Below are 21,821 nucleotides of genomic sequence, written 5' to 3' on the forward strand. Positions count from 1 at the left end.
AAGCCATTACCATGACTGATACACAACTCGCCGGCGGCACCTACGAAATTCTCCGCAATCGCCTGAACGAATCTGCAGGCGATCTGCGGACGCGGTTGGGAGAACTCAACGCCGACCGCAGTGAGGTGTTCGGCAACATCGAAACACGGCTGATCGCGACCCAGCGAATCACGACCGAGCACAACTGTATCGCTCGTGACATCGTTTCGATTGGTGACCACTTCGTATTCGGGTACAACGTTCAGTTCGGTCTCAAGACAGAGATTCATCTGCCCGATGTGTTCGCGATCTACCGCATGGAGGCTCACGAGTTTCATCGGGAATCGCTCGACCTGATCAGCGATCCCAAGTTTGTTCGCGATTTTGAGGAACTCTATCGGTTCTATAAAGGCACCACGTTTCTACGGTTTTTCGTTGCCGGTCCGATTCTCCACATGGTGTTTCAGGTCGGCAGAACGGCCAGCGACATCAAATCGTTCAAGTGGCGGGTCGTCAATGGCGATGTGGAATACATTGACAATCGCAGCGATCATGAAGTCCGTCGTCCCGACCAACATGCCTTCGCCTGGCAACGGGCCACGCGCGACATGCATCGCTATGGAGACCACCCCCATATCTCGATCGAAGATCGGGTGTTCGTCGAAACCGTCGGTGGCGACCTGACCATCAAGGTCGAGAACAACACCGCCAGTGGTGAGGGTATCTACGCCGAACCGGTCGACAATCCTGATCAAAAACTCGACGATGCCGAAACCTACTACGCGATCGTGGGCAATTTGGTATTGCTCAAGATCAAACCCTATCAGGAGAACGCATTCCGGTACATCGTCTTCAGCGGCAAGGTCAACCAAGCGGTCCGACTGGACGAGATCCAGCACGCCTGTGTGATGCTGCCGGGCGACCAAGGCTTGATCTTTCCCGGTGGATACTATTTGCAATCGGGCGAATTCAAACGCTTTGATCATGGGCTGGCGGATATGCGTTACGAGCGCACGATTGCGTCGCCCAACGGCGAAGACTATCTCTATCTATTCAGCAATCTTGACCAAGGCACCTACGTTCAGCTGAGATACAACCAGATCCGCCAAAATGTCGATACACCGCTGGTGTGTCATGGACAGACCTTCTTCGAAGCCGGCGAGATGGTGTGTTTCAAAGGAAACCAGTCGCCCCAAAAACACCATCCGATTCAGATTTGGCAGACGCCCTTCGTCAGTGACGACTTCTTGCCACCACACCAAACCGACTCGATGCTGTTCAAGATCGGTAACAAAGAACTTGTTCGCGGCATGGCTGAGTGCAGCGAAGTGTTGCAGCTCATTGAAAAGGACGATAGCTACGACAGTTTATATCAGGATCTCGTCAAGAAATCGGGCGATATCCTTGATAGCTACTTCTGGATTGACAAACCCGAAACGCATCACCTCGACAAACCGCTCGGCGAAATCCGTGGTACCGCAACTGCTGCGATCGAAGAGTTTGAGAAGGTTACTCGAGTCCGCAGTGAAACCAAACGACGAACCGAACAAGTTCAAACTGCGATCGAGCAAACGCTTAAAGAGGTCGAGCGATCCCGTTTTGAATCAATCAATGACTTTGTCGCTGCCCTGACGCGATTGCGCGAGCACCGGGGGCATGCCATCACGCTCGGCGATCTGAAGTTCGCCGATGTTCCGCTCGCCGAAAATCTCGAAACTCAACTCACCGATGCGACGACCCGGCTGAGTCGCCGCTGTGTGGAGTTCCTGCTCACGTCCGATTCGCTCGCTCCCTACCATTCCGCCATCGCAGCGGCGGACGCTAAAGTTGCCGCAGTCGACAGCGTCTCAAACGCTAAAGAGCTCGAATCGGAAATTGATACCGCCGCATCGGAACTCGAGTTGCTCACCGAGACGGTTAGCAATTTACGGATTGACGATGCCACTCAACGCACCGACATCATCGACGCCATTGGCGACGTTTTCGCGATGGTCAACCGTGTTCGCAGCGCGCTGAAAAACCGCCGCCGTGATCTGGTCGGGATCGAGGGGCGAGCTGAGTTTGCATCTCAAATGAAATTGTTGCAGCAATCGACAGCAGGCTATCTCGACGTCTGTGACACGCCGGCACGCTGTGACGAGTACATGACCAAAGTGATGGTGAGTCTGGAGGAGCTCGAAGGTCGCTTCGCCGAGTTTGATGAGTTCATCGAGACGTTGGCTGAACGCCGTGAAGAGATTTACACCGCGTTTGAATCACGCAAAGTTTCGCTGCTTGAGAAACGCAACCAACGGGCGGAATCGTTGGCGTCAGCTGCGGATCGGATTCTAAAAGGAATCGCCTCACGCGTCACGGCCATGGAATCGAGCGATGCGATCGCATCGTATTTTGCAGGCGATTTGATGGTTGCCAAAATCCGCAGCTTAATCGATGAACTCGACGAGCTTGGTGATGCCGTTCGTGTCGGCGATCTACAAGGCCGACTGAAAGTCATCCGAGAAGACGCCACGCGAGGGCTCAAGGACCGGCAAGATCTGTTCGAGGACGGCGGCGATGTCATTCGATTGGGGCAACGAAAGTTCGCCGTCAATACGCAACCACTGGATCTGACAACGGTTTATCGCGGCGGCGACCTGTGTTTGCATCTGACCGGTACGCAGTTCTTTGAGCCGATGAGCGACCCGCGACTGGATGCGGCTCGTGAACTGTGGGACCAGCCGTTGATCAGCGAGAACCGAGACGTTTATCGCGCTGAATTCCTGGCGATGGATCTGTTTGAATCGATCCACAGCGATCTCGCAGAGCACCATGCCGACGGAAACACCGTCGAACAAGCGTGGGTTAGTCAACAGATGAACGGACGTTTCGACGAAGGTTACGCCAAGGGCGTTCACGATGTCGATGCCACCGCCATCTTGAATGCATTGCTAAAGATTGACGAGCGTCTTGGTCTGCTACGCTACGAGCCAACTCTTCGGGCATGCTCTCAGTTCTGGTGGCACTTACTGCTCGACGACCGACGCCGCGGTGAGATGAGTGACTGGATCGCAGGGTTTGCGAAGTTAGCTCGCGCTTATCCCAATGCAAAACCTGCGGTGCAGTTTCGTGAACGACTGAGCGAACTCGCGCTTGCCGATGCCGATACTTGGCGTCCTCTCTTTGGCCCGCATCTCTCCGCAGACCGGATTGCGGCATACCTCTTCGATGAATTGCTTGTCTCACCGTCGAAGACAACCGCAAGCGGCCGAGCTGCAGACCTGCTGAAAGAATTCCAAGATGCCCTCCCGGCATCGGATCGCAAAAAATGGCTGGTTGCAGGCCTGCAGAACAATGCGGAAGATCCCACCCGCTTGTTCGTGCTCACAAGGAATTGGGTTGACGCTTTCTTGACCAAACAGCAGGCAGGGACTGATCAAGATGTCGATCCCGCAAGCGGCTATCGCGATGAGATTGCCTGGTTGGTAATGAGTGAGGTCGTCGGCCAAACAGACTCGAAGTCCATGGCAATGCAACCTCGCAGCGATGTGGGCGAAGCCGAATCAATCGTCAGCCGGTTGAACATTATCGACGTGCCCGTAGCCGTTGCGATCGGTTCCCTCGTCGGCAGCCACGATCGAATCTCCAACGGTGAAATGACACTTCATTTCCACGATTTCCTACATCGACTGCGGACGTATCGGGAATCAGTGGTACCGCGATTTCGGGCATTGCACGTCGCCAAGGCGGAGTTGGTTAAAAATGCTCGTGACTCCATGCGTCTGGACGAGTTCAAGCCCAAGGTGCTCAGCAGTTTCGTACGCAACCAATTGCTCGACGACGTCTACCTGCCACTGATTGGTGATAACTTGGCCAAACAGATGGGCGTTGCGGGAGCGGACAAACGCACCGATCGAATGGGACTACTATTGCTGATCTCTCCGCCCGGCTATGGCAAGACAACATTAATGGAATACGTCGCTAATCGTCTCGGCCTCGTGTTCATGAAGATCAATGGTCCCGCGATCGGCCACGCTGTGACCTCACTCGACCCTGCAGAAGCCCCCAATGCCGCTGCCCGCGAAGAAGTCGAGCGGTTGAACCTGGCGCTCGAAATGGGCGATAACGTGATGCTGTATCTCGATGATATTCAGCACACCCATCCCGAGCTCCTACAGAAATTCATCTCACTGTGCGATGCAACGCGGAAAATTGAGGGTGTTCGCCATGGCAAAACTCGCACCTACGACCTTCGCGGCCGACGCGTGGCTGTGGTGATGGCAGGGAACCCGTACACCGAGAGCGGTGATCGTTTCCAAGTCCCGGATATGCTTTCCAACCGCGCAGACGTCTACAATCTCGGCGAGATCATTGGCGACAAAGCAGACGCGTTCGAGATGAGCTATATCGAAAACTGTCTATCCAGTAACACGACCCTGGCCCCCCTCTCAGCGGCACCACCAGTCGACGCTCGCAGAATTGCGATGGCGGCTCGGCGAGATTCGATTGAAGGCATTGAACTGGAAAGCAATTTTTCGCTCGACCAAGTCCGCGATATGTTCGAGGTCACGCGCAAATTACTGCGGGTGCGTGACGTGGTCCTACGCGTCAATCGCGCGTATATCCGCTCTGCCGCCCAAGCCGATTCCTATCGCACCGAACCACCCTTCAAATTGCAAGGCAGCTATCGGAACATGAACCGCATCGCTGAGCGCGTGGCGCCGGTGATGAACGATGCAGAACTGCAAACTCTGATTGTTAGCAACTATGAACAAGACGCACAAACGTTGACCACCGATAACGAAGCCAACGTGCTAAAGTTCAAAGAGTTGATGGGAATCATGACGCCCGCGGAAACCCAGCGTTGGGACGCAATCAAATATGCATTCGTTGAAAGTGTGCGGATGGCCGGCATGGATAGCGAAGATCAAGTCGGACAGGTACTACGGCAGCTCGCCTCGATGCGCGACGGATTAGAATCGATTCGGCAGGTCCTCGCCAAAGCCATCGCGATGACAGATCACTCTGGTGAGGAACGGATGGACGCCCGTGTTGACACGCTGAGACAGTCCCTACTGGCCATTGGCGAGTCACTCAGCCATCAGCTGCACGCTACCGGAGGAAAGATTGAGGACCTGGCTCGTCAAAACGCCGCCGCGCCGGTCGAGCAGAAAGTGCTCGTACAGCACAAGGTACCACGTGTGATGGCCGAGCTGATTAAAGGGCAATTCCACTTAATGCAAGAATGGATGCGTCCGCTGCTAGCGGAATCCATTGATAACGGCCGCGACCTCGACCGTTTACTCAACCAGCTCGATCAAATGATGCAGACCTATCAAGACGTCGAAGACGTACTCGACCCACCGGCGGGTGATGTCGACTGAATTGCGGATTCGCGACGATGACTGAATCTCAAGGGTGCTAAGGCCCCTTCAGCCCCCATTAAACGGCCAAGTCAAGCTGTCATGCGGGACCTCCTCAACAAAAACGGCGTAAGGGCTACCCAACCTCTCCGCCCGTCCATAGGCTAAACGTTCCCAAGGCAGGTTGCCGAGAGGAGTGCCCTTGCTGTTTCAATCCAAGTGGAGACCCATGAATGATCGGACTTTTCGGATCCACCGGCTATGTCGGACAATCGATCGCCCATGTGCTAACCCAGCGCGGCCTTGATTTTCTGCCGATTCGCCATCGCCAAATTCAAGGGATCACCTCCGAATCACTGGCATCCATCCTCCGTGACCACGGAATCGACTTCCTGATCAATAGCGCCGGCTACACTGGAAAGCCAAATGTCGACGCTTGCGAACTTGATAAGGCCAACTGCTTGGACGGCAATGCGACCCTGGTGGGACGCATCCGCGAAGCCTGTGAGCTCGCAGGGATCCCCTTTGGACATGTGTCGAGCGGGTGCATTTTTACAGGTAGTCACGCCGATGGGACCGGGTTCACCGAAGCTGAGCCGCCGAACTTCAGCTTTCGGCAAAACAACTGTAGTTTTTACTCCGGAACCAAGGCGCTCGGTGAAGAAATGCTGGCCGATTGCGAGTCGTGCTATGTTTGGCGACTGCGAATCCCCTTTGATCATCGCGATTCACCCCGCAATTATCTGAGCAAGGTGCAGCGGTACGATCGGTTGTTGGAAGCGACCAATAGCCTGTCACATCTGGGCGAATTCGCATCCGCATGTGTCGACTCATGGGTGCAGCGAATTCCGTTCGGAATTTACAACGTCGTCAACGGTGGCAGCATCACCACACGCCGAGTCACCGAACTGATCGCCGAATCCCTCCCCCGTGACCGTTCCTACGAATTCTTCGATGATGAGGTTGAGTTCATGGCCAAGGCCGCCACCACGCCTCGCTCGAATTGCGTTTTAGACAACTCGAAAATTCTGGCAGCAGGTATTGCGATGCGGCCCGTCGAAGATGCGATCCGCGACGCTCTTGAGCATTGGCAACCGGAAACGTCGATGAACGAAAATCGTCAGCTGACGTAGCCGAATATGGCTGGACATTCACATTTGCAAGCTGATAGCGGGTGGGCATTAGCCTTTAATTCTGTGGACGCATCGCGTCTCATAGGAGACAACCGGGGCTGGAGACAACCGAGGCTAGCGCTCACCGGCTAATGAATACGGGCTGGCCAGCCAGCGTGTCACACTTCTCTCGCCTATCTCACAATTCCCTCACGCTCGTCTCATGATCACCTCCAAAGTCCGACAAATCATCGCCGTCTGTGTGTTCATGCCACTATCGCTTTTCGTCGTAGCGTTCAGTTACGTCCAGGGCGGAAACTCATACACGATCGCCCAACCCAAGGTGCAACTCCAATCGATCCCTACCGAGCTGGGAGCATGGTCGGGGGAGGTCACTGGTCTCTCCGAGCAGGAGTACGACGTTTTGGACGCCGACGATGTGGTCGGTCTCTCACTGCTGGGCCCCAACGGGACGAGTGCCTACGTGCACATGGCGACCTGGACAGACAAGACCCTTGTGGGGATGGTATGCCCCCACCACCCGTCAAAATGCTATCAGAATACCGGTTGGAAAACCATTCGCACTCAACAAGACAGTGTCGACGTGCCCGGTATCGGTTCGGTGCCGGTGACGATCGCAGAAATGCAACGAGACGGTGTTCAGATTGTGATCGCCCACACGTACGAGATTGGTTCTCATCATCTCGTCGACGACCAGGGCATTCGTGGTGTCAAGGTGAAACTGTTCGGGCAAGACGAGTGGCCTCCCGTCACTAAGTATCTCATTCAAGTCAACACGCCGACGCTGGCCAGCGGATCGGCAGCAGCCAAGCAGATCCTCAGTGAGCTGCTGGTGTGGCATGCTGATCAGGAGGCAGGCGATTCTGCGCCTCCTACCCAGTCCACAGCGCTCTGATTGCCCGACTGCGCCGCACAGGCTCGGTGTTGCCATCGGAGCACTGAGACCTGCATGCCTGGGAGCGACGGCACCTACGGATCGGTGCACAAGCGTAGCGTCCGCACGCTCCAAATCTCGTCGGTCACGCGAAAAACGGTCTTCAAAAATTGTTCCGTCGAGGCCAATTGGGTTGGACAAACACCTACTCCTGCCACTGAGTGAATGCTGTCCCGCCGCCTGGTGGAACATGAAAGCGACTCTTTCAACACCGGCGGGGCCACTCACCCACCTACACCGAGTGCCGTATTAACGTTTGCCAAGACGCTGTAAGCGACTGCGCAAAGGGAGTCGAACACACCTGCGATCACGCATCAGCAAAACCTCTTTTCTCAGCCCTTGAACCCTCACCACGCCCCGCTAAGGTAACCACAGCCCGGGGTGAAACTGTCACCCAAGTGGACGAAGTCTAGCCCGACGACCCTCTTCGCTTTGTGGACCAACGGTGGGCGTTCCAGTTCTATCGCGTTGGCGGGCGGGCTGAGTGCGTTCGACTGCTCCTCGATTCGCCCCCTCAATTGGCTCCTGAAATGGCGTTATACTTCGCTGCAGTTTGCCAGGGTAAGAATTTGCCGTGAACCGAAAGAGGCTCATAATGCGTGTTCGGGTGACGCAGTGCGTGTGAAATCTCAATGAGTTTTTTGGTTCCAATTGCGCTGTTCACTTGGATCCCGTTTGTGATCCTGCTGCACCTGTGGCTGCCAGCCCGGAAAGCAACGAGTTATGCCTTCGCTGCCGGCTGGTGCTTCCTGCCAATGGCGGGGTACGCGTTACCGGCCCTGCCTGACTACACCAAAATGTCGGCCACGTCGGTCGGCGCCTTGATGGGGATCGCCATCTCAGCACCGCATCTCCTGATGCGATTCCGGTTCAGTCGCTATGACGTGCCCGTAGCGATCTTCATGATCGAGCCCTTTTTCACCAGCGTTACCAACGGACTAGGACCATACGACGGGCTAGCTTCCACACTGACGACCACCGTCACTTGGGTACTGCCCTACGCTATTGGTCGTGTGGTGTATTGCACGCCGCAGGACATCGAGTCACTCGTGACAGCCATTCTCGTCTGCGGGCTGCTATACGTGCCGCTGTGCTTGTGGGAGATCCGCATGAGCCCCCAGCTACACCTTCAAGTCTACGGCTTTTATCAACATAGTTTTGCACAGACGATGCGAGGCGGAGGCTTTCGGCCGATCGTATTTATGCAACATGGGTTGCAGGTCGCGTTGTGGATGGGCGGGTGTGTCATCCTCGTTGGGTTCCTGTGGATAGGCGCTCGTGTCAAGAAAGTCTCTCAGTATCCAGTCTGGCTGGTCGCCGTCATCCTCGGGGGCACATTTGTACTCCTGAAGTCTCTCGGAGCGTTGGTGCTAGTAGCGCTCGGATGCGTTGCTCTGGCATTGTGCAAGCTCGGATGGACACGATCAGCGGCGCTGTTATTCCCACTGTTGTTATGTGGTTACATCGGCGGTCGTGTCACGGGCACCGTTTCAGGCGAACGATTGATTGAAACGGTCACCAATTACGCCTCCAAAGAGCGAGCGGATTCCCTTAAATTCCGTTTCGACAATGAGAATTTGCTGATCGACAAAGCGTTGCAGCGGCCGATCCTGGGCTGGGGCGGATGGGATCGCAACCGGGTCCGCACGGAAAGTGGGGGCATGACAACCACCGACGGCTGGTGGATCATCTTATTGGGCATCCGCGGATCGCTCGGGATGATTTGCTTCTACTTGATGCTGCTCTGGGCACCGACGGTATGGTTGCTCAAGAGTCAACCGAAGACGTGGCATCTCCAACCCGCCGCAGCCATGGTCAGCGGCTTGGCGGTGATCGCGGGCATGAACGCGATTGATTCCTTGCCCAACGCGATGATCGTCCCGATCACCATCGTCTCCTCGGGTGCGATTGTATCGGTCGTTAACGCACGAAAATCGAATGTGGTCAGACGGCATCCTGGTGCGCCAGTGACGGCCATGCTGATCTGAGCTTGAGCCCGCGCGGCCGCAGCCTGCAATATGTATCGACAGCCGTCAATCGAAACACCGTAAATAAGTACCAGTCATTTTTCCTGAAGAACCCTATGAAGCGTTGCCAGCACGCACCGATGTGGTGTTTGCAACGCTCCCCTTCCAGGGTCACTATGGAACGACAGCGGTTTCGGGAATCACAGCGGTACCGTAGCTACAGAAAATGACAATGGAAATACCCTCCAACCCTAAGGTTGCTGCATTGGAAACACGAATCTACAGTCCTGAGCCAGCAATCCAGCACCCAGCAGTGCTTATCAAGGATCTGATCCGAGATATCAATGCTGGACGAGAATTGGCTTGGCGGCTATTCACGCGTGACCTGAAGGCCATGTACCGGCAGACCTATCTTGGCTACGTGTGGGCGTTCCTCCCGCCCCTTGTAGCGTCCGCAACGTTCATCTTCCTGCAAAGCCAAGGGATTACGAGAATCGAGGGCACCGGAATCGCGTACGCAGCCTTTGCCATGATGGGCACCCTACTGTGGCAAACCTTCGTCGAAGCAATGCAAAGCCCATTGCTAGCGGTACAGAACGCGAAACCAATGCTCGCCAAGATTAATTTCCCAAGAGAAGCGATCTTGATGGCAGGTCTATACATGGTTGTTTTCAACTTCTTGATACGGCTGGTATTGCTCGTTGTTGTGATGGCCATTTGGCAGGTCGTCCCCGGTGCGACAGTGGTCCTATTTCCGCTGATGATGCTAGGTCTGCTGCTTGCCGGATTTTGCATTGGCCTGGCGCTTGTGCCAGTCGGCGGACTTTATGGCGACGTCGGCAAGGCAATTCCGATCGTCGCTGGTTTCTGGATGCTTCTCACACCGGTAGTGTATCCAGCTCGCACCGAAGGACTGGCGGGCGTGTTAGCCGTCTGGAATCCGGTCTCACCTTTAATCACCACCGCGAGAGCAACCCTAACTGGGCAACCTCTCGAACATCTGGCAGCGGCAATTGTGGTCATTCTAATAGCATTTTTAATTTCATTGGCAGGCCTGCTTGCTTTTCGCCTCATCATGCCTCACTTGATCGAGCGCATGGGGGGGTAGTGTTGAGTACACGTGTATTCCTCCGCGGAAGCCGCGTGCTCCATCACTTGCTGAGTATCTCGTTTCCAGAATTAACCCCACCTTCGTAGCAAACGGTGTTTCTGCGAGCAAGCTTTAGTACCGATTATAAAAGCGGCATCATGCAATTGAAAAACACACAATCCTCGGAAGCGTTTAATCTCGAGGCATCCGATATCGAGGAATCGAGTTGCGACGCAGAAGTGCTGCTTACAGCAGAACACGTACATAAGAAATTCTGCCGCAGCTTAAAGAGGAGCTTGTGGTATGGAATGAAGGATGTGACGAATGAACTAAATCCATTCTCACATGACACCAACAGCAATCTGCATGAACGTAACTGGAATGCAGATGCCCACCTGCGGCAGGAAGAATTCTATGCAATCCGCGACGTTTCCTTTGAACTTAGGCGTGGGGAATGCTTGGGTCTGATAGGGCATAACGGCGCAGGAAAGACAACTCTATTAAAAATGCTCAACGGCCTCATCAAGCCAGACCATGGCAAGATCCAGGTACGTGGACGAGTGGGGGCATTGATAGCGCTAGGAGCCGGCTTCAATCCAATCCTGTCTGGTCGCGAAAACGTATATATTAACGCCGCGGTCTTAGGACTAAAGAAAAAAGAAATTGACGATAAACTGGAGGAAATAATCGATTTCGCCGAAATCGGAGAATTCATCGATGCTCCAGTACAAAGCTACTCGTCTGGAATGCAAGTGCGTCTCGGATTCGCAGTAGCCACGTCACTAAAGCCAGACGTGCTGATCTTGGACGAAGTATTGGCTGTCGGGGATGCCGCATTTCGAGCCAAATGCGAGCTGACGCTAAGCCGGCTGATCAAAAACTCAGCTGTAATACTCGTTTCACACAACCCACTGCACATAAGCCGCCTTTGCCAGAGAGTCCTGTGGCTCCAGCGAGGTTGCGTTGTGGGAGAGGGCGACCCAGGCGAAAACCTGCGTCGCTACGCTTCTAGCTTAGACGTCAAGAAAACAGGGGATTCAAGCGCATTGGTGGTAAATCACCTTGAGAACTTCAGACTTATCAACAGCGAGTTACCAACTCAGTATCGAGATCGCCTTAAGCTCGGTGTCACATTTCGATCAACCAAGAAAATCGAAGTGAGAATAGTAGTAATAGGAATCCATGACAAGAGACAAGGGCAAGTGGCGCAGTCGACGATTGACACCAATCTATGCATCAATGGCGAAGCAACAATTGCTTTTGAAACTGGTGAAATCGAGTTAAGAGATGGTGACTATACAGTTACGCTGGCGTTCTACGGAAAAGAAATATCAGAACTTTACCTGCGGGCCACAAACTTCGTTGAATTCAACTTAGACTCCGGCATGGTCAGTCACGCAGCATATAATTTCCAAACCTCCCTGAAACTCGCTTAGCGCTACGCATTCCCAGATGAAGCACTTTCAACGTCATCCGATCGCGAAATACACTACGCTAAAGGTAGGGGGATACGCAGACAACTTCTACATCCCAAACGACAGAGAAGAACTTACTGAACTGATTCAGTCCTTTGGTAGTCACCAATTCCTTCTGCTGGGGAATGGATCCAACATATTCATCAAAAGTAAAAGAATTAAAAAACCGGTCTTAATGACAAACAAGTCGCTAAAAGATGTGGACATTGACGCCACAACTGGAAAGCTCCGCGTTGGCGCCGGAGTCGACATCCGAAAAATGATCGCAGACTGCCTGCGTGTTGGCTTGCGAGCACCTGTTGAATTGCTGACGATCCCTGCAACCGTCGGGGGAGCTGTGTACATGAATGCTGGGCGGACATCCATGAACAGCTCAATATCGGACAATCTCATCGAAGTTGAGGTGTTCGACGGAAAGCACTTTACCACACTAAGTAGGAAAGAATGCACTTTTTCACACCGTTACTCAGTCTTCCATCGTCGCCCGCAGACCACCATACTATCAGCAACTTTTCAATACGATCGAATTCCGAGCGATGTCATTCAGTCCTTAAAACGCACATCAATTGAGGCCGCTAAGGACAAAGATTACCGGAACCTCGCGAGTGCCGGAAGCGTCTTCAAGAAGTGTGACTACCAACTCATGCAGAGTTTACGTGGAACTGGCTTTCGCCGAACTGGGTTCGCAAGAAACACTCCAAATTGCATTGTCAACTATGGGGATGCGTATGCTTGGCAAATCAGTGCATTACTTGCATATGCTTATGTGTCGCACCGCCTTCGAGGAAAGCAGGCAATACTTGAATGGCAGGTCTGGTGATTCGGATACCGCGTCAGCGATACTCCACTTTGACCTGCGAGGAAGCAGGCGTTACGTGTTGCTGTATCGTTGCACAAGACTGCCTGTTTGATTTATTGGGGACCGGCGGTCTGCGTTCTCCATCATCAGGATCGCAAGGCATCTGTGGCAACCCACGTATTGATGCGGACGCATACTGATGTACCTGTCGCGAATAGCTCTGCTAGAGTGCGGGACGCACTTCCAGGACAGCATCGCATCGGGAAGTTAACTCGCGATTGAGATTTACCGTCATCTACTTGGCAGTTTTTCAATGAATATCCTGAAGGAACCTAGGTTTGTGGACTCTAATTGACAACGGAAGCGTATTGCCTAACAGGGAAACATTCGGCGCTAGAGTTACTTACTCCCTCGGCCGTTGGAAGGCGGCTAAGAGGCGAGGGGTAAACGTACCGAGGAGTTGCTTAGTTCACCCGGCCTCCAGAATAAATCCAAGGAATGGTCGCATTTCACTTGGAGAGCGCTGCACCATCGCGGTTGGGGCAGCTATCCAGGGGAGCGTGGATCTTGGTGATGACTGTTCTTTACAGATGAACTCTATGATCGTCGGATATGGGTCTTCCGATTCCGATGATGGTCGAGTTCAAATCGGGAACGGGGTTAGAATCGCAGCAAATGTACTCATTATCGCAGCCAATCATATCTTTTCTGCGACTGATAGACCTATATGGAAGCAAGGTCTCGATAGAAAAACAATAGAAATCGGCGATGATGTGTGGATTGCTGGCAACGTCGTAATTACAGCAGGATCGCGAATTGGTAGCGGTTGTGTTATCGGTGCCGGATCGGTTGTGATAGGTGACATTCCACGAAATGGAATCGCTGTCGGCAGTCCCGCAAAAGTCGTTCGGCAGCGTGATGCAACTTCTCCTGAAAGCAGGGCTTAACAGTTTGAAACGAATAGGCATTATAACGTACCATTACGGTTACAACGAAGGTACGCTGTTGCAGGCATACGCGACACAGCAACTTCTTTCCAACGTTGTTGCTGATTGCGAAGTTGAGATCATTGACTGGCGTTATGCTCCCAAGGAACGCATCGTTTTTGATGAGCCGAAAAGTGAACGAGAGCAAGCGTTGCGAGACTTTTTCAACGACGACTTAAAGAAGTCTCAGCAATGCCTCTCGCAGCAACCCATTGATGACTTTTTCAGGTCTATCCGCGACCAGTATGATATGTTGGTTGTCGGAAGCGACGAGCTATGGCGATTAGACTATCAGAAGAGGCGAAAATTGGGGATCGTGCGGTTCGATCAGAAAAATGTGTGGGCACCGCCATTTCCGAATCCCTACTGGCCAGTGGATACTAGTTGTCCATACATTTCGTTCGCATCGAGCATTAGCGAGCAGAACGATCTTCGGATGGTGCCGCGTCGGCACCGAAATCGTATGCTGAGATCCCTCGCGGGGATGTCGTCGATCTCAGTTCGCGATAGCCGGACCGAAAACTTTATCCGCGACCTCGTCCCCGATTCCCGACAGATACACCGGATACCTGACCCGACATTCGGACTTTCATTCGACAGAGGCAAACACCTTGCTGCGTTTAAGCAGATTCTTGACCGACACGTTGATCCTACTCAACGGATCGCATTGATTGTTTGTCATACAGATTCGGCTCACCTGCGGGATTGCATTTCCCTCTGCAAGAGCCAAGGGTTATGCACCGTCGCACTGACTAGCAGCTGCGATGATGTTGATGTTGACTTGTCACAAGCGTCAATCGATCCACTGACATGGGCGTCAGCGTTCGAGGCCGCTGAACTGGTGATTACCGACCGCTTTCATGCAGCGATTTTTGCCCTGCAGGCGAATCGCCCCGTGATCGCGTTGGACTACAGAGCACAAAAGAACGGTACAGTGTCCAAACTGCGTGACCTGTTTGATGACGGTGAAATTGGCGACTGGTACTTTGACGTAAAACGGCGCACTGCTGCAGACTCGTTTGCCCAAATGGAAGAGTGCTTTAAGCTAAATTGGCCGGCTGCCTCTATCCAATCTAGAGTCAATTCTCTCGGTGACGTATTGCGGCAGCACCTGGAGCAGAATGTGACACCGATTCTGACGCAGGATTGAACATGCTCTGCATTTTTGATCGCGTTCGGTCTCTCAGAACTGGTCTACTGATTTCTACAAATATGGTTTGTAATGCAAGTTGGTTCTGACGTGTTGCTAGCTGTCTTCGGTACAATTCGCAACGGGAGATCGATGGCATTGTCTGATAGACTCCGAGGTGTGAGTACAATGACCTGCCGCGCGTGTTTCATGAACATGGTGGATTATTTTGGCTGAACCGCTCGTGAGTGTCGTAATGGCTGTGCACAATATGGGCGACTATTTACGTCCTGCGATCGCCAGTGTCTTAAGTCAGTCTTTTCGGGACTTTGAGTTTATTATCATTAACGACGGGTCGGTAGACTCGACCGGCAGGATTCTAAGATCTCAGTCGGATGCTAGGATTCGGGTGCTGACCCAGGAGAACCAAGGACTTACAGTGTCGCTCAATCGCGGCACTGAACTTGCAAAGGGAAAATACATTGCCCGAATGGATGGGGATGACATCAGCCTTCCATTCCGATTTGAAGAACAGGTGGAGTTTTTAGAGAGTCAACCGAACGTGGTAGCTGCTGGTGGTCAAGTACTCGACGTCGATTCTTACGGCGGCTATTTGGGTGGCAAATTGCGGCCCACTCAACACGAAGAAATCGACCGACAGCTTCTCCTCGGAGTTGGCGATGTGATAGTTCACCCCTCACTAATGGTTCGCGCTACCGCGTTGCGTCAGGTACATGGTTATGACGAACAGTATCGGACCGCCCAAGACCTTGACCTATACTTACGTTTGGCAGAAACCGGTCGATTAGCAAACTTGGAGTCTCATGTGCTGATGTACCGTCAACACGCTGCAAGCACCAACAGCAAAAAATATGATATTCAGATCGAGAATCGGCGAAATATCATGACTGCGGCTTATGAACGTCGACAGATTCCCTTCACTCCGGGGTGCCTCACCGACTGGACGCCTGTCGACTCACTAGATCAGTCTATTTCTTGGGCTTGGCGAACACTCGCTCATGGTGAACGATATCCCGCATTGAGACACGCACTGAATGCCTGGTTGAGTCATCCGCTGTCGAAGAAAACTTGGAAATTGATGGCTTGTGTTGCCCGGGGATACTAACGTGAATCAGCGTCCGCTCATTTCGGTAATACTGCCCGTTTACAATGCCGAGAAGTACGTCGGCGACGCCATTCAGAGTATTTTAGATCAGAACCACTCTGACTTCGAATTATTGATCATTGACGATGGGTCAAGTGACCGGTCCCTGGAAGTCTTACGTGAATTCGAACGATCAGACGATCGTGTCCATCTGACAGTGCGTCCCAACCGCGGGCTCGTCACAACGCTGAATGAATTGATCGCATCGGCGACTGGGACCTATTTAGCGAGGATGGATGCCGACGACATTTCGCTACCAGATCGATTTGAGAAGCAGGTTGAGTTTCTTACGAAGCGAACTGATGTTGCTGTCGTCGGGGGCCAGGCTGAATTGATCGACGACGTCGGTCGAGTTATTGGCCCTTTTGGATTCCCACATCAACATAGTCAGATCGATTCGCTGCTGGCGGAGGGACATTGCACGATATGTCATCCGGCGGCGATGATGCGGCTCGATAAGGTTAACAAGATTGGCGGATACGACGCCTCGTTGGGGGCTGCGGAAGATTTGGATTTATGGCTTCGTTTGGGCGAGATTGGCCAGTTGGCAAATTTACCTGATACGGTGATTCGATATCGAATTCATAGCGGATCGATCAGCGGTGCGAATCGCGAGCTGCAGCGAGCGTTTGCCAAAACTGTTCAGCAGATGGCTTGTAAACGTCGCGGCACTGATGTTGAGTTTACAGCCGATGCTCATTGGCGACCGGGCACATCGAGAAAGTCACGCCAGAGCTTTGCCGCCAAGTACGCGTGGTTGGCGTTTAACCATCAGCATTTGGACACGTTTCGGCACTATGCTTGGCAAGCCATCCGACTGCGGCCTTTTTCGACAACGTCTCTGCGGCTGTCTCGTGCGTGGATGAAGATTCGATGAGCGGCGAAATGCGTCCAGAAACTCCGCTCATCAGTGTTGTGGTTCCCGTTCGCAATGCGGAGTCGACAATCGCCCAAGCAATCAGGTCATGCCTGGATTCGCAGTGGGTGGGAGAAGTCGTCATCGTCAATGATGGATCGACCGACGGTACCGACGCGAGAGTTGCCGAATTGGCGGATGAACGCATTCGAGTGATTGATGGCCCAGGCTGCGGTATCAGCGCAGCGTTGAACACTGGTTTCGCTGCATGTCAGTTCCCGTTGATAGCGCGGTGCGATGCCGACGATTGGGTGGAACAGGGTCGTTTTGCATGGCAAGTGCCCGAGTTGGCGGACCCCAGCATCGTTGCGATAAGCGGGGCCTTCACGACGGTGGATTCCAAAGGCATGGTCGTTGCTGAGTTGGCAAATTCGGGCGAGCGGCGGGATGTAACGGATCTACTACGCGCCGGCAAGACAGTGACTCACTTGTGTACGTGGCTAATCCGCCGCGACGCCCTACAGCAATGCGGCGGCGCGCGGGAGTGGTTTCAAACCGCCGAGGACATCGATTTGCAGTTTCGCCTAGCTTCGGTGGGACGAATAGTGCACGTACCGAGGTTCGCGTATCGATACCGTCTACACGATCAATCGATCACCCACACTCAGGGGACGTTGCAACGCAAATTCTATGAGCAAACGGCTCGTGATTTTGCGATTGAGAGAGCCAGTTCTGGCAGCGATGCGCTCGATCGTGGTAGTGCGCCAAAATGCCCTGACGCCCCATCCAGTCCCCATTCGGCCAGTAAAAACATCGCTCGCCAATTGGTCGGCCGTGCCTGGCAGTCTCACCGGCAGGGGAAACGTTGGATCGCGATCAAAACTATGTTGCGCGCGGCTCAGCATGACCCGACAGCAGGTCTAGATTTGACACGGCAGATCGCGATCATGCTACTACGCCGACCTGCAGATCGATCCGGGCAGTCGCCATCGGACGCGCCACCTCAATCTCGTTCACAGTCAAAATTGTAGTAGACGATGCGAATTACTTTCTTATCTCCGCCTCCTAATTTATCCGGAGGCGAACGCGTCATCGCGATCTATGCCCGTGAACTTATCGAACTGGGGCATGAGGTGGAGATTGTTTGCAATCGAAAGGCGACCCCATCCCTGAAGTCGCGGTTAAAGCGGATCGTGGCCACTCGCCGGGTGTTGGAACCACCGCCCCCGCCGAGCCATTACGAAAACTACGAAGTCCCCTTTCGGATCGTCGAGCACAGCAATGGCGTGCTGGACAGCGATTTACCAGATGCAGATGTGGTCATTGCCACTTATTGGCGGACCACGCACTGGCTACCAAAAATAGGCAGGGAGAAAGGGTCCACAGTCTACTTTTTCCAAGATTATGGTGCTCCAGGTCAGACTTGGGATTTGCTGACACCGACCCTTACGTCGTGCGGACACATGATCACGCTATGTCAGTGGCTGGCCGATGAGGTCTTGAAGCGGGAACCCAATACGAGCTTGACCATCGTGCGCAATGCGGTCGATCCAGTTGATCCCGCGATACTGAAGAGCCCGCGAAATCCGCGTCAATTCGGTCTGGTCTATCGAAAAACAGAATCCAAGGGCTGTTCGGATGCGTTTCGCGCCATGGCACTCGCCTCGGAGAAGGCGCCAATTGAGTTGGTCATTTTTGGAGAACAGCCTGACGAAGAACAACTCGCTGTTTTTGATCGTGTTGAGTCGCTCGGACGAATCGACGAGGATCAAATCTTAAAGACTTATGCCGCTTGTCGCGGTTGGTTGTTTCCCAGTCATCTCGAGGGATTCGGATTGCCTATTTTGGAAGCAATGTCTTGTGGCACGCCCGTCATCGGTACCAATGCAGGTGCCGGTTCAGATCTGATTGACGCCGGTGGCGGGATCATGGTGGGCGTGGGCGACGTGCAAGCCACCGCAGAGGCAATTGTTCAAATTGCAAACCTTGATGATTCACAATGGCACCGTCGATCCGAGCAAGCCTATCGCTTAGCCAACGAATATACCTGGCAGGATGCGGGAAAGCTGTTTGAAGCCGCTTTGATCCATGCTGCCAGCAACTCCTGTCAGTTCGAAGCAGCGAAGTGACAACCACAAAAACGAGTCCTAGTACGGCGTCGTTATCCGTTGTAGTACTGAACTACAACTCGTTCGAGTTAACGATCGATTTGTTGCGATCTTTGGCCGAGCACGAGCTCGTTGACTGGATGTCAGTCATTGTTGTTGACAATAATTCTCCCAACGACTCATACCAAGAAATCAAGAACGCCGTTGCGTCAAATCGATGGGATGCTTGGTGCCGTATTGTCAAGAGCGAACAGAACGGCGGTTTCTCAGCGGGCAATAATCTCGCGCTAGTGGAAACCACATCGACGCATGTCATTCTGTTGAACAGTGATACACTCGTCGAAGCACCTTCACTGACGAGGCTGTCGCAAATTGCCGACGAACAGCCGGATGCTGCGATTTTCTCGCCGCGACTACAGTGGGCTGATGGGACTGCTCAAAATAGTTGCTTCCGATTCTTTCGTCCGTTGACTGAATTGGTCAACGCGGCTGGAAGCGGGCCGATTACCCGGCTGTTTCCAGCGGCGACCGTTCCGTGGGAAACCGATGGTCAGGGGGGGCATCTCGCATGCGAACCTGATTGGGTCAGCTTTGCGTGCGTCTTAATTCGCCGAGAGGTCATCGAACAAATCGGACTCATGGATGACGATTTTTTCATGTACTACGAAGACATTGATTTTTGCCGCCGGGCGCGAAATGCGGGGTATTTGATCCGGCATGTGCCTGATACCAAGGTCGTCCATCTGCGGGGCGGATCGTCGCCAGTGAAATCATTACAGACTCAGCGAAAGCGTCGCCCCCGCTATTACTACGCCGCTCGAGCACGCTATTACGCGAAGCACTTTGGACGTTTTGGGTTGTTTCGGGCCAATTGTTTTTGGTTGCTAGGCCGTGGCATTGCCTTTTGCCGTGAAGCTGGTGGCCGTCGACCGCCTCATGCATGCGAAGCGGAGTGGAAAGATATCTGGATCAACTTTTGGAACCCACTGACGGGGCGGCATCGATGACTCAAAAACCGAATTTCATTGTGATCGGCGGCATGAAGTGCATGACCAGCACGCTACACGATCAACTGGCTCTGCAACCGGGCATCTGCATGTCCGACCCCAAGGAGCCCAACTATTTCAGCGACGACGATGTCTATGCACGCGGTCCACAATGGTATCAATCGATTTGGGGTGAGGGACAAACCAGTGACCTGTATGGCGAGTCGTCAACGCATTATACCAAATTGCCGACGTATCCAGACACCATTGATCGGCTGTGCCAGTACTGCCCCAATGCTAAGCTCATCTACGTGATGCGACATCCTATCGATCGCCTGGTGTCTCACTACATCCACCAGTGGACCATGAATGTCATCGACTGCCCAATCGACGAGGCGATCGATCAATTTCCTGAACTGATCGCATACAGCCGATACGCGTATCAGTTGCAACCGTTTATTGAAACGTACGGCACCGAGAACATCTTGCCCGTGTTTTTTAGGCGGTTGAGAGACCACTCCCAATCCGAGCTCGAGCGGATTTGCCGCTATTTAGAATATCCAGGCCAGCCGCAATGGCGATCATTACCTGCGAGCAATGTTTCCAGCGAGCGAATCCGCGACAATGCGTGGCGTGATCGTCTGGTCTACGCGCCGGGGATCAGCTGGGTGAGACGTAATTTGGTTCCTCGCTCGGTACGCGAGCAAGTCAAATCGTGGTGGCGGTTGCGACAGCGTCCACAGTTGAGTGATGCCAGTCAACGTCGTCTGAAGGCTGTCTTCAATGACGACCTTCGGCTGTTGAGCGGATGGCTGGGACTGAGTGATGCATTGACGTGTGATGATTTCCGCGAGCGGACGGTGTCTCTGACGCCATCTTGGAAACGCCCCATCCAATCCCTCTCAACCATCTCGGAGATTCGATGAACACTGCCAGACAGCCATACTTCATCGTTGGCTCTGTACGTGCGGGAACGACGTTACTGCGTTTGATGCTCGATCATCATCCGCGGATCCGGTGTTTTGGTGAATTTGAGTATGCAATCGATCTGTTGACGGATGACGACCAATGGCCATCTGCGAGGGACTACTGCGAATACTTGTCCACAGAGCGACGTTTCATGTCCAACGGTTTGGAAGCCGAACCGAGTCAAACCTATCCCGAAATTGCTCAAAGCCTGTTCGATCAGATGGCTGGTCGAGTTTCCAAACCTATCAATGGTGCGGTCGTACATCGTCATTTCGAGCGACTGACTAGATTGTGGCCGGACGCCAAGTTCATCTACCTGTACCGCGATGGTCGAGATGTCGCGAAATCCTGCATGGCGATGGGGTGGGCGGGCACGATCTGGCACGGCACTCAGTTCGTCATTGATGCCGAGACAAGCTGGCAGAAGCTGTGCCAGCAAACGGAGCTATCAAAACGCCTGGAAATCAAATCCGAAGACGTCGTCGTCCAACCGGAGTCAACACTCCGCCAGATCTGCCAGTTCTTGGGCGATGAGTTTGACCCAGCGATGTTGGAATTTCATCGAGACACCACTTACGAGGCGCCAGACCCGGCACTGGTTGATCAGTGGCGAAGAAAGTGTTCGTCGAAGGAACTCCGCTTGGCCGAATCACGAATAGGCGATCTCCTGCAGCAGCGTGGATACCAGCTCAGCGGTGGACCACGCGGACCGGTCAGTACCGCGGAACAGCGGCGGCTCAACCTACAAAACAGGCTGGGGAGATACCGATTCGCAATTCGACGATACGGATGGCGACTCTGGTTGGCCAGCTGGCTATCGAAACGGTTCCCCGGCACCGAGTTTCGTGAGCGAACTCGCCACCGCGTCATCTCGGTCGATTTAAAACACTTGAAATGAAGCGGTCA

The 21,821-nt window shown here is 53.5% G+C and carries 16 protein-coding genes; all 16 read left to right on the forward strand.

The window, feature by feature from the left end; genetic code table 11:
* Nucleotides 1–11: 11 nt before the first annotated feature.
* The 16 genes from Poly21_RS01010 to Poly21_RS01085 all read left to right on the forward strand — a co-directional run bounded on the left by Poly21_RS01010 (nucleotide 12) and on the right by Poly21_RS01085 (nucleotide 21,813).
* Complete coding sequence (locus Poly21_RS01010; RefSeq protein WP_146405102.1) at nucleotides 12–5,339, forward strand: DNA repair ATPase; 5,328 nt, start codon at nucleotides 12–14, stop codon at nucleotides 5,337–5,339.
* Nucleotides 5,340–5,551: 212 nt separating this feature from the next.
* Complete coding sequence (locus Poly21_RS01015; RefSeq protein WP_146405104.1) at nucleotides 5,552–6,451, forward strand: sugar nucleotide-binding protein; 900 nt, start codon at nucleotides 5,552–5,554, stop codon at nucleotides 6,449–6,451.
* Between the two features lie 202 nt (nucleotides 6,452–6,653).
* Nucleotides 6,654–7,346, forward strand: a complete 693-nt coding sequence (locus Poly21_RS01020) for an exosortase-associated EpsI family protein (protein ID WP_146405106.1) — start codon at nucleotides 6,654–6,656, stop codon at nucleotides 7,344–7,346.
* Between the two features lie 671 nt (nucleotides 7,347–8,017).
* Nucleotides 8,018–9,373, forward strand: coding sequence for an O-antigen ligase family protein (locus tag Poly21_RS01025; protein WP_146405108.1), 1,356 nt, complete (start codon nucleotides 8,018–8,020; stop codon nucleotides 9,371–9,373).
* Nucleotides 9,374–9,584: 211 nt separating this feature from the next.
* Nucleotides 9,585–10,460, forward strand: a complete 876-nt coding sequence (locus Poly21_RS01030; protein WP_302117102.1) for an ABC transporter permease — start codon at nucleotides 9,585–9,587, stop codon at nucleotides 10,458–10,460.
* 140 nt (nucleotides 10,461–10,600) lie between these two features.
* Nucleotides 10,601–11,878, forward strand: a complete 1,278-nt coding sequence (locus Poly21_RS01035) for an ABC transporter ATP-binding protein (protein ID WP_146405112.1) — start codon at nucleotides 10,601–10,603, stop codon at nucleotides 11,876–11,878.
* A 16-nt stretch (nucleotides 11,879–11,894) separates the two neighbouring features.
* Nucleotides 11,895–12,737, forward strand: a complete 843-nt coding sequence (locus Poly21_RS01040) for an FAD-binding protein (protein ID WP_146405114.1) — start codon at nucleotides 11,895–11,897, stop codon at nucleotides 12,735–12,737.
* A gap of 347 nt (nucleotides 12,738–13,084) precedes the next feature.
* Nucleotides 13,085–13,663 (forward strand): acyltransferase, encoded by a 579-nt coding sequence (locus Poly21_RS28180; RefSeq protein ID WP_367302539.1) that lies wholly within the window; start codon nucleotides 13,085–13,087, stop codon nucleotides 13,661–13,663.
* Entirely contained in the window at nucleotides 13,575–14,852 is a 1,278-nt protein-coding gene (locus Poly21_RS01050; RefSeq protein WP_146405117.1) for a polysaccharide pyruvyl transferase family protein, read from the forward strand. Before Poly21_RS28180 ends, Poly21_RS01050 begins: the two co-directional genes overlap by 89 nt.
* 208 nt (nucleotides 14,853–15,060) lie before the next feature.
* Nucleotides 15,061–15,957, forward strand: coding sequence for a glycosyltransferase family 2 protein (locus Poly21_RS01055; RefSeq protein ID WP_146405119.1), 897 nt, complete (start codon nucleotides 15,061–15,063; stop codon nucleotides 15,955–15,957).
* Between the two features lies 1 nt (nucleotide 15,958).
* On the forward strand, nucleotides 15,959–16,873 hold the full coding sequence (locus tag Poly21_RS01060; protein ID WP_302117107.1) for a glycosyltransferase: 915 nt from the start codon (nucleotides 15,959–15,961) through the stop codon (nucleotides 16,871–16,873).
* Complete coding sequence (locus Poly21_RS01065) at nucleotides 16,870–17,883, forward strand: glycosyltransferase family 2 protein (RefSeq protein ID WP_146405123.1); 1,014 nt, start codon at nucleotides 16,870–16,872, stop codon at nucleotides 17,881–17,883. The genes Poly21_RS01060 and Poly21_RS01065 overlap by 4 nt, the downstream gene beginning before the upstream one ends.
* Before the next feature lie 6 nt (nucleotides 17,884–17,889).
* Nucleotides 17,890–18,981 (forward strand): glycosyltransferase family 4 protein, encoded by a 1,092-nt coding sequence (locus tag Poly21_RS01070; protein WP_146405125.1) that lies wholly within the window; start codon nucleotides 17,890–17,892, stop codon nucleotides 18,979–18,981.
* Nucleotides 18,978–19,967 carry a glycosyltransferase family 2 protein gene (locus Poly21_RS01075; protein ID WP_302117110.1) on the forward strand — a complete coding sequence of 330 codons (990 nt, stop codon included), beginning with the start codon at nucleotides 18,978–18,980 and terminating at the stop codon, nucleotides 19,965–19,967. Before Poly21_RS01070 ends, Poly21_RS01075 begins: the two co-directional genes overlap by 4 nt.
* A complete protein-coding gene (locus Poly21_RS01080; protein WP_146405127.1) occupies nucleotides 19,964–20,872 on the forward strand; it encodes a sulfotransferase family protein in 909 nt (302 codons plus the stop codon). Before Poly21_RS01075 ends, Poly21_RS01080 begins: the two co-directional genes overlap by 4 nt.
* A complete protein-coding gene (locus Poly21_RS01085; protein ID WP_146405128.1) occupies nucleotides 20,869–21,813 on the forward strand; it encodes a sulfotransferase family protein in 945 nt (314 codons plus the stop codon). The genes Poly21_RS01080 and Poly21_RS01085 overlap by 4 nt, the downstream gene beginning before the upstream one ends.
* The last annotated feature ends 8 nt before the right edge of the window (nucleotides 21,814–21,821 follow it).

Origin of the sequence: Allorhodopirellula heiligendammensis, from assembly GCF_007860105.1 — a bacterium.
Classification (GTDB): domain Bacteria; phylum Planctomycetota; class Planctomycetia; order Pirellulales; family Pirellulaceae; genus Rhodopirellula; species Rhodopirellula heiligendammensis.

Bases quoted from the DNA above. Each gene is read 5' to 3' on its own strand.
- Poly21_RS01010 (WP_146405102.1), top strand. From the start codon at position 12: ATGACTGATACACAACTCGCCGGCGGCACCTACGAAATTCTCCGCAAT.
- Poly21_RS01015 (WP_146405104.1), top strand. From the start codon at position 5,552: ATGATCGGACTTTTCGGATCCACCGGCTATGTCGGACAATCGATCGCC.
- Poly21_RS01020 (WP_146405106.1), top strand. From the start codon at position 6,654: ATGATCACCTCCAAAGTCCGACAAATCATCGCCGTCTGTGTGTTCATG.
- Poly21_RS01025 (WP_146405108.1), top strand. From the start codon at position 8,018: ATGAGTTTTTTGGTTCCAATTGCGCTGTTCACTTGGATCCCGTTTGTG.
- Poly21_RS01030 (WP_302117102.1), top strand. From the start codon at position 9,585: ATGGAAATACCCTCCAACCCTAAGGTTGCTGCATTGGAAACACGAATC.
- Poly21_RS01035 (WP_146405112.1), top strand. From the start codon at position 10,601: ATGCAATTGAAAAACACACAATCCTCGGAAGCGTTTAATCTCGAGGCA.
- Poly21_RS01040 (WP_146405114.1), top strand. From the start codon at position 11,895: ATGAAGCACTTTCAACGTCATCCGATCGCGAAATACACTACGCTAAAG.
- Poly21_RS01065 (WP_146405123.1), top strand. From the start codon at position 16,870: ATGAGCGGCGAAATGCGTCCAGAAACTCCGCTCATCAGTGTTGTGGTT.
- Poly21_RS01070 (WP_146405125.1), top strand. From the start codon at position 17,890: ATGCGAATTACTTTCTTATCTCCGCCTCCTAATTTATCCGGAGGCGAA.
- Poly21_RS01080 (WP_146405127.1), top strand. From the start codon at position 19,964: ATGACTCAAAAACCGAATTTCATTGTGATCGGCGGCATGAAGTGCATG.
- Poly21_RS01085 (WP_146405128.1), top strand. From the start codon at position 20,869: ATGAACACTGCCAGACAGCCATACTTCATCGTTGGCTCTGTACGTGCG.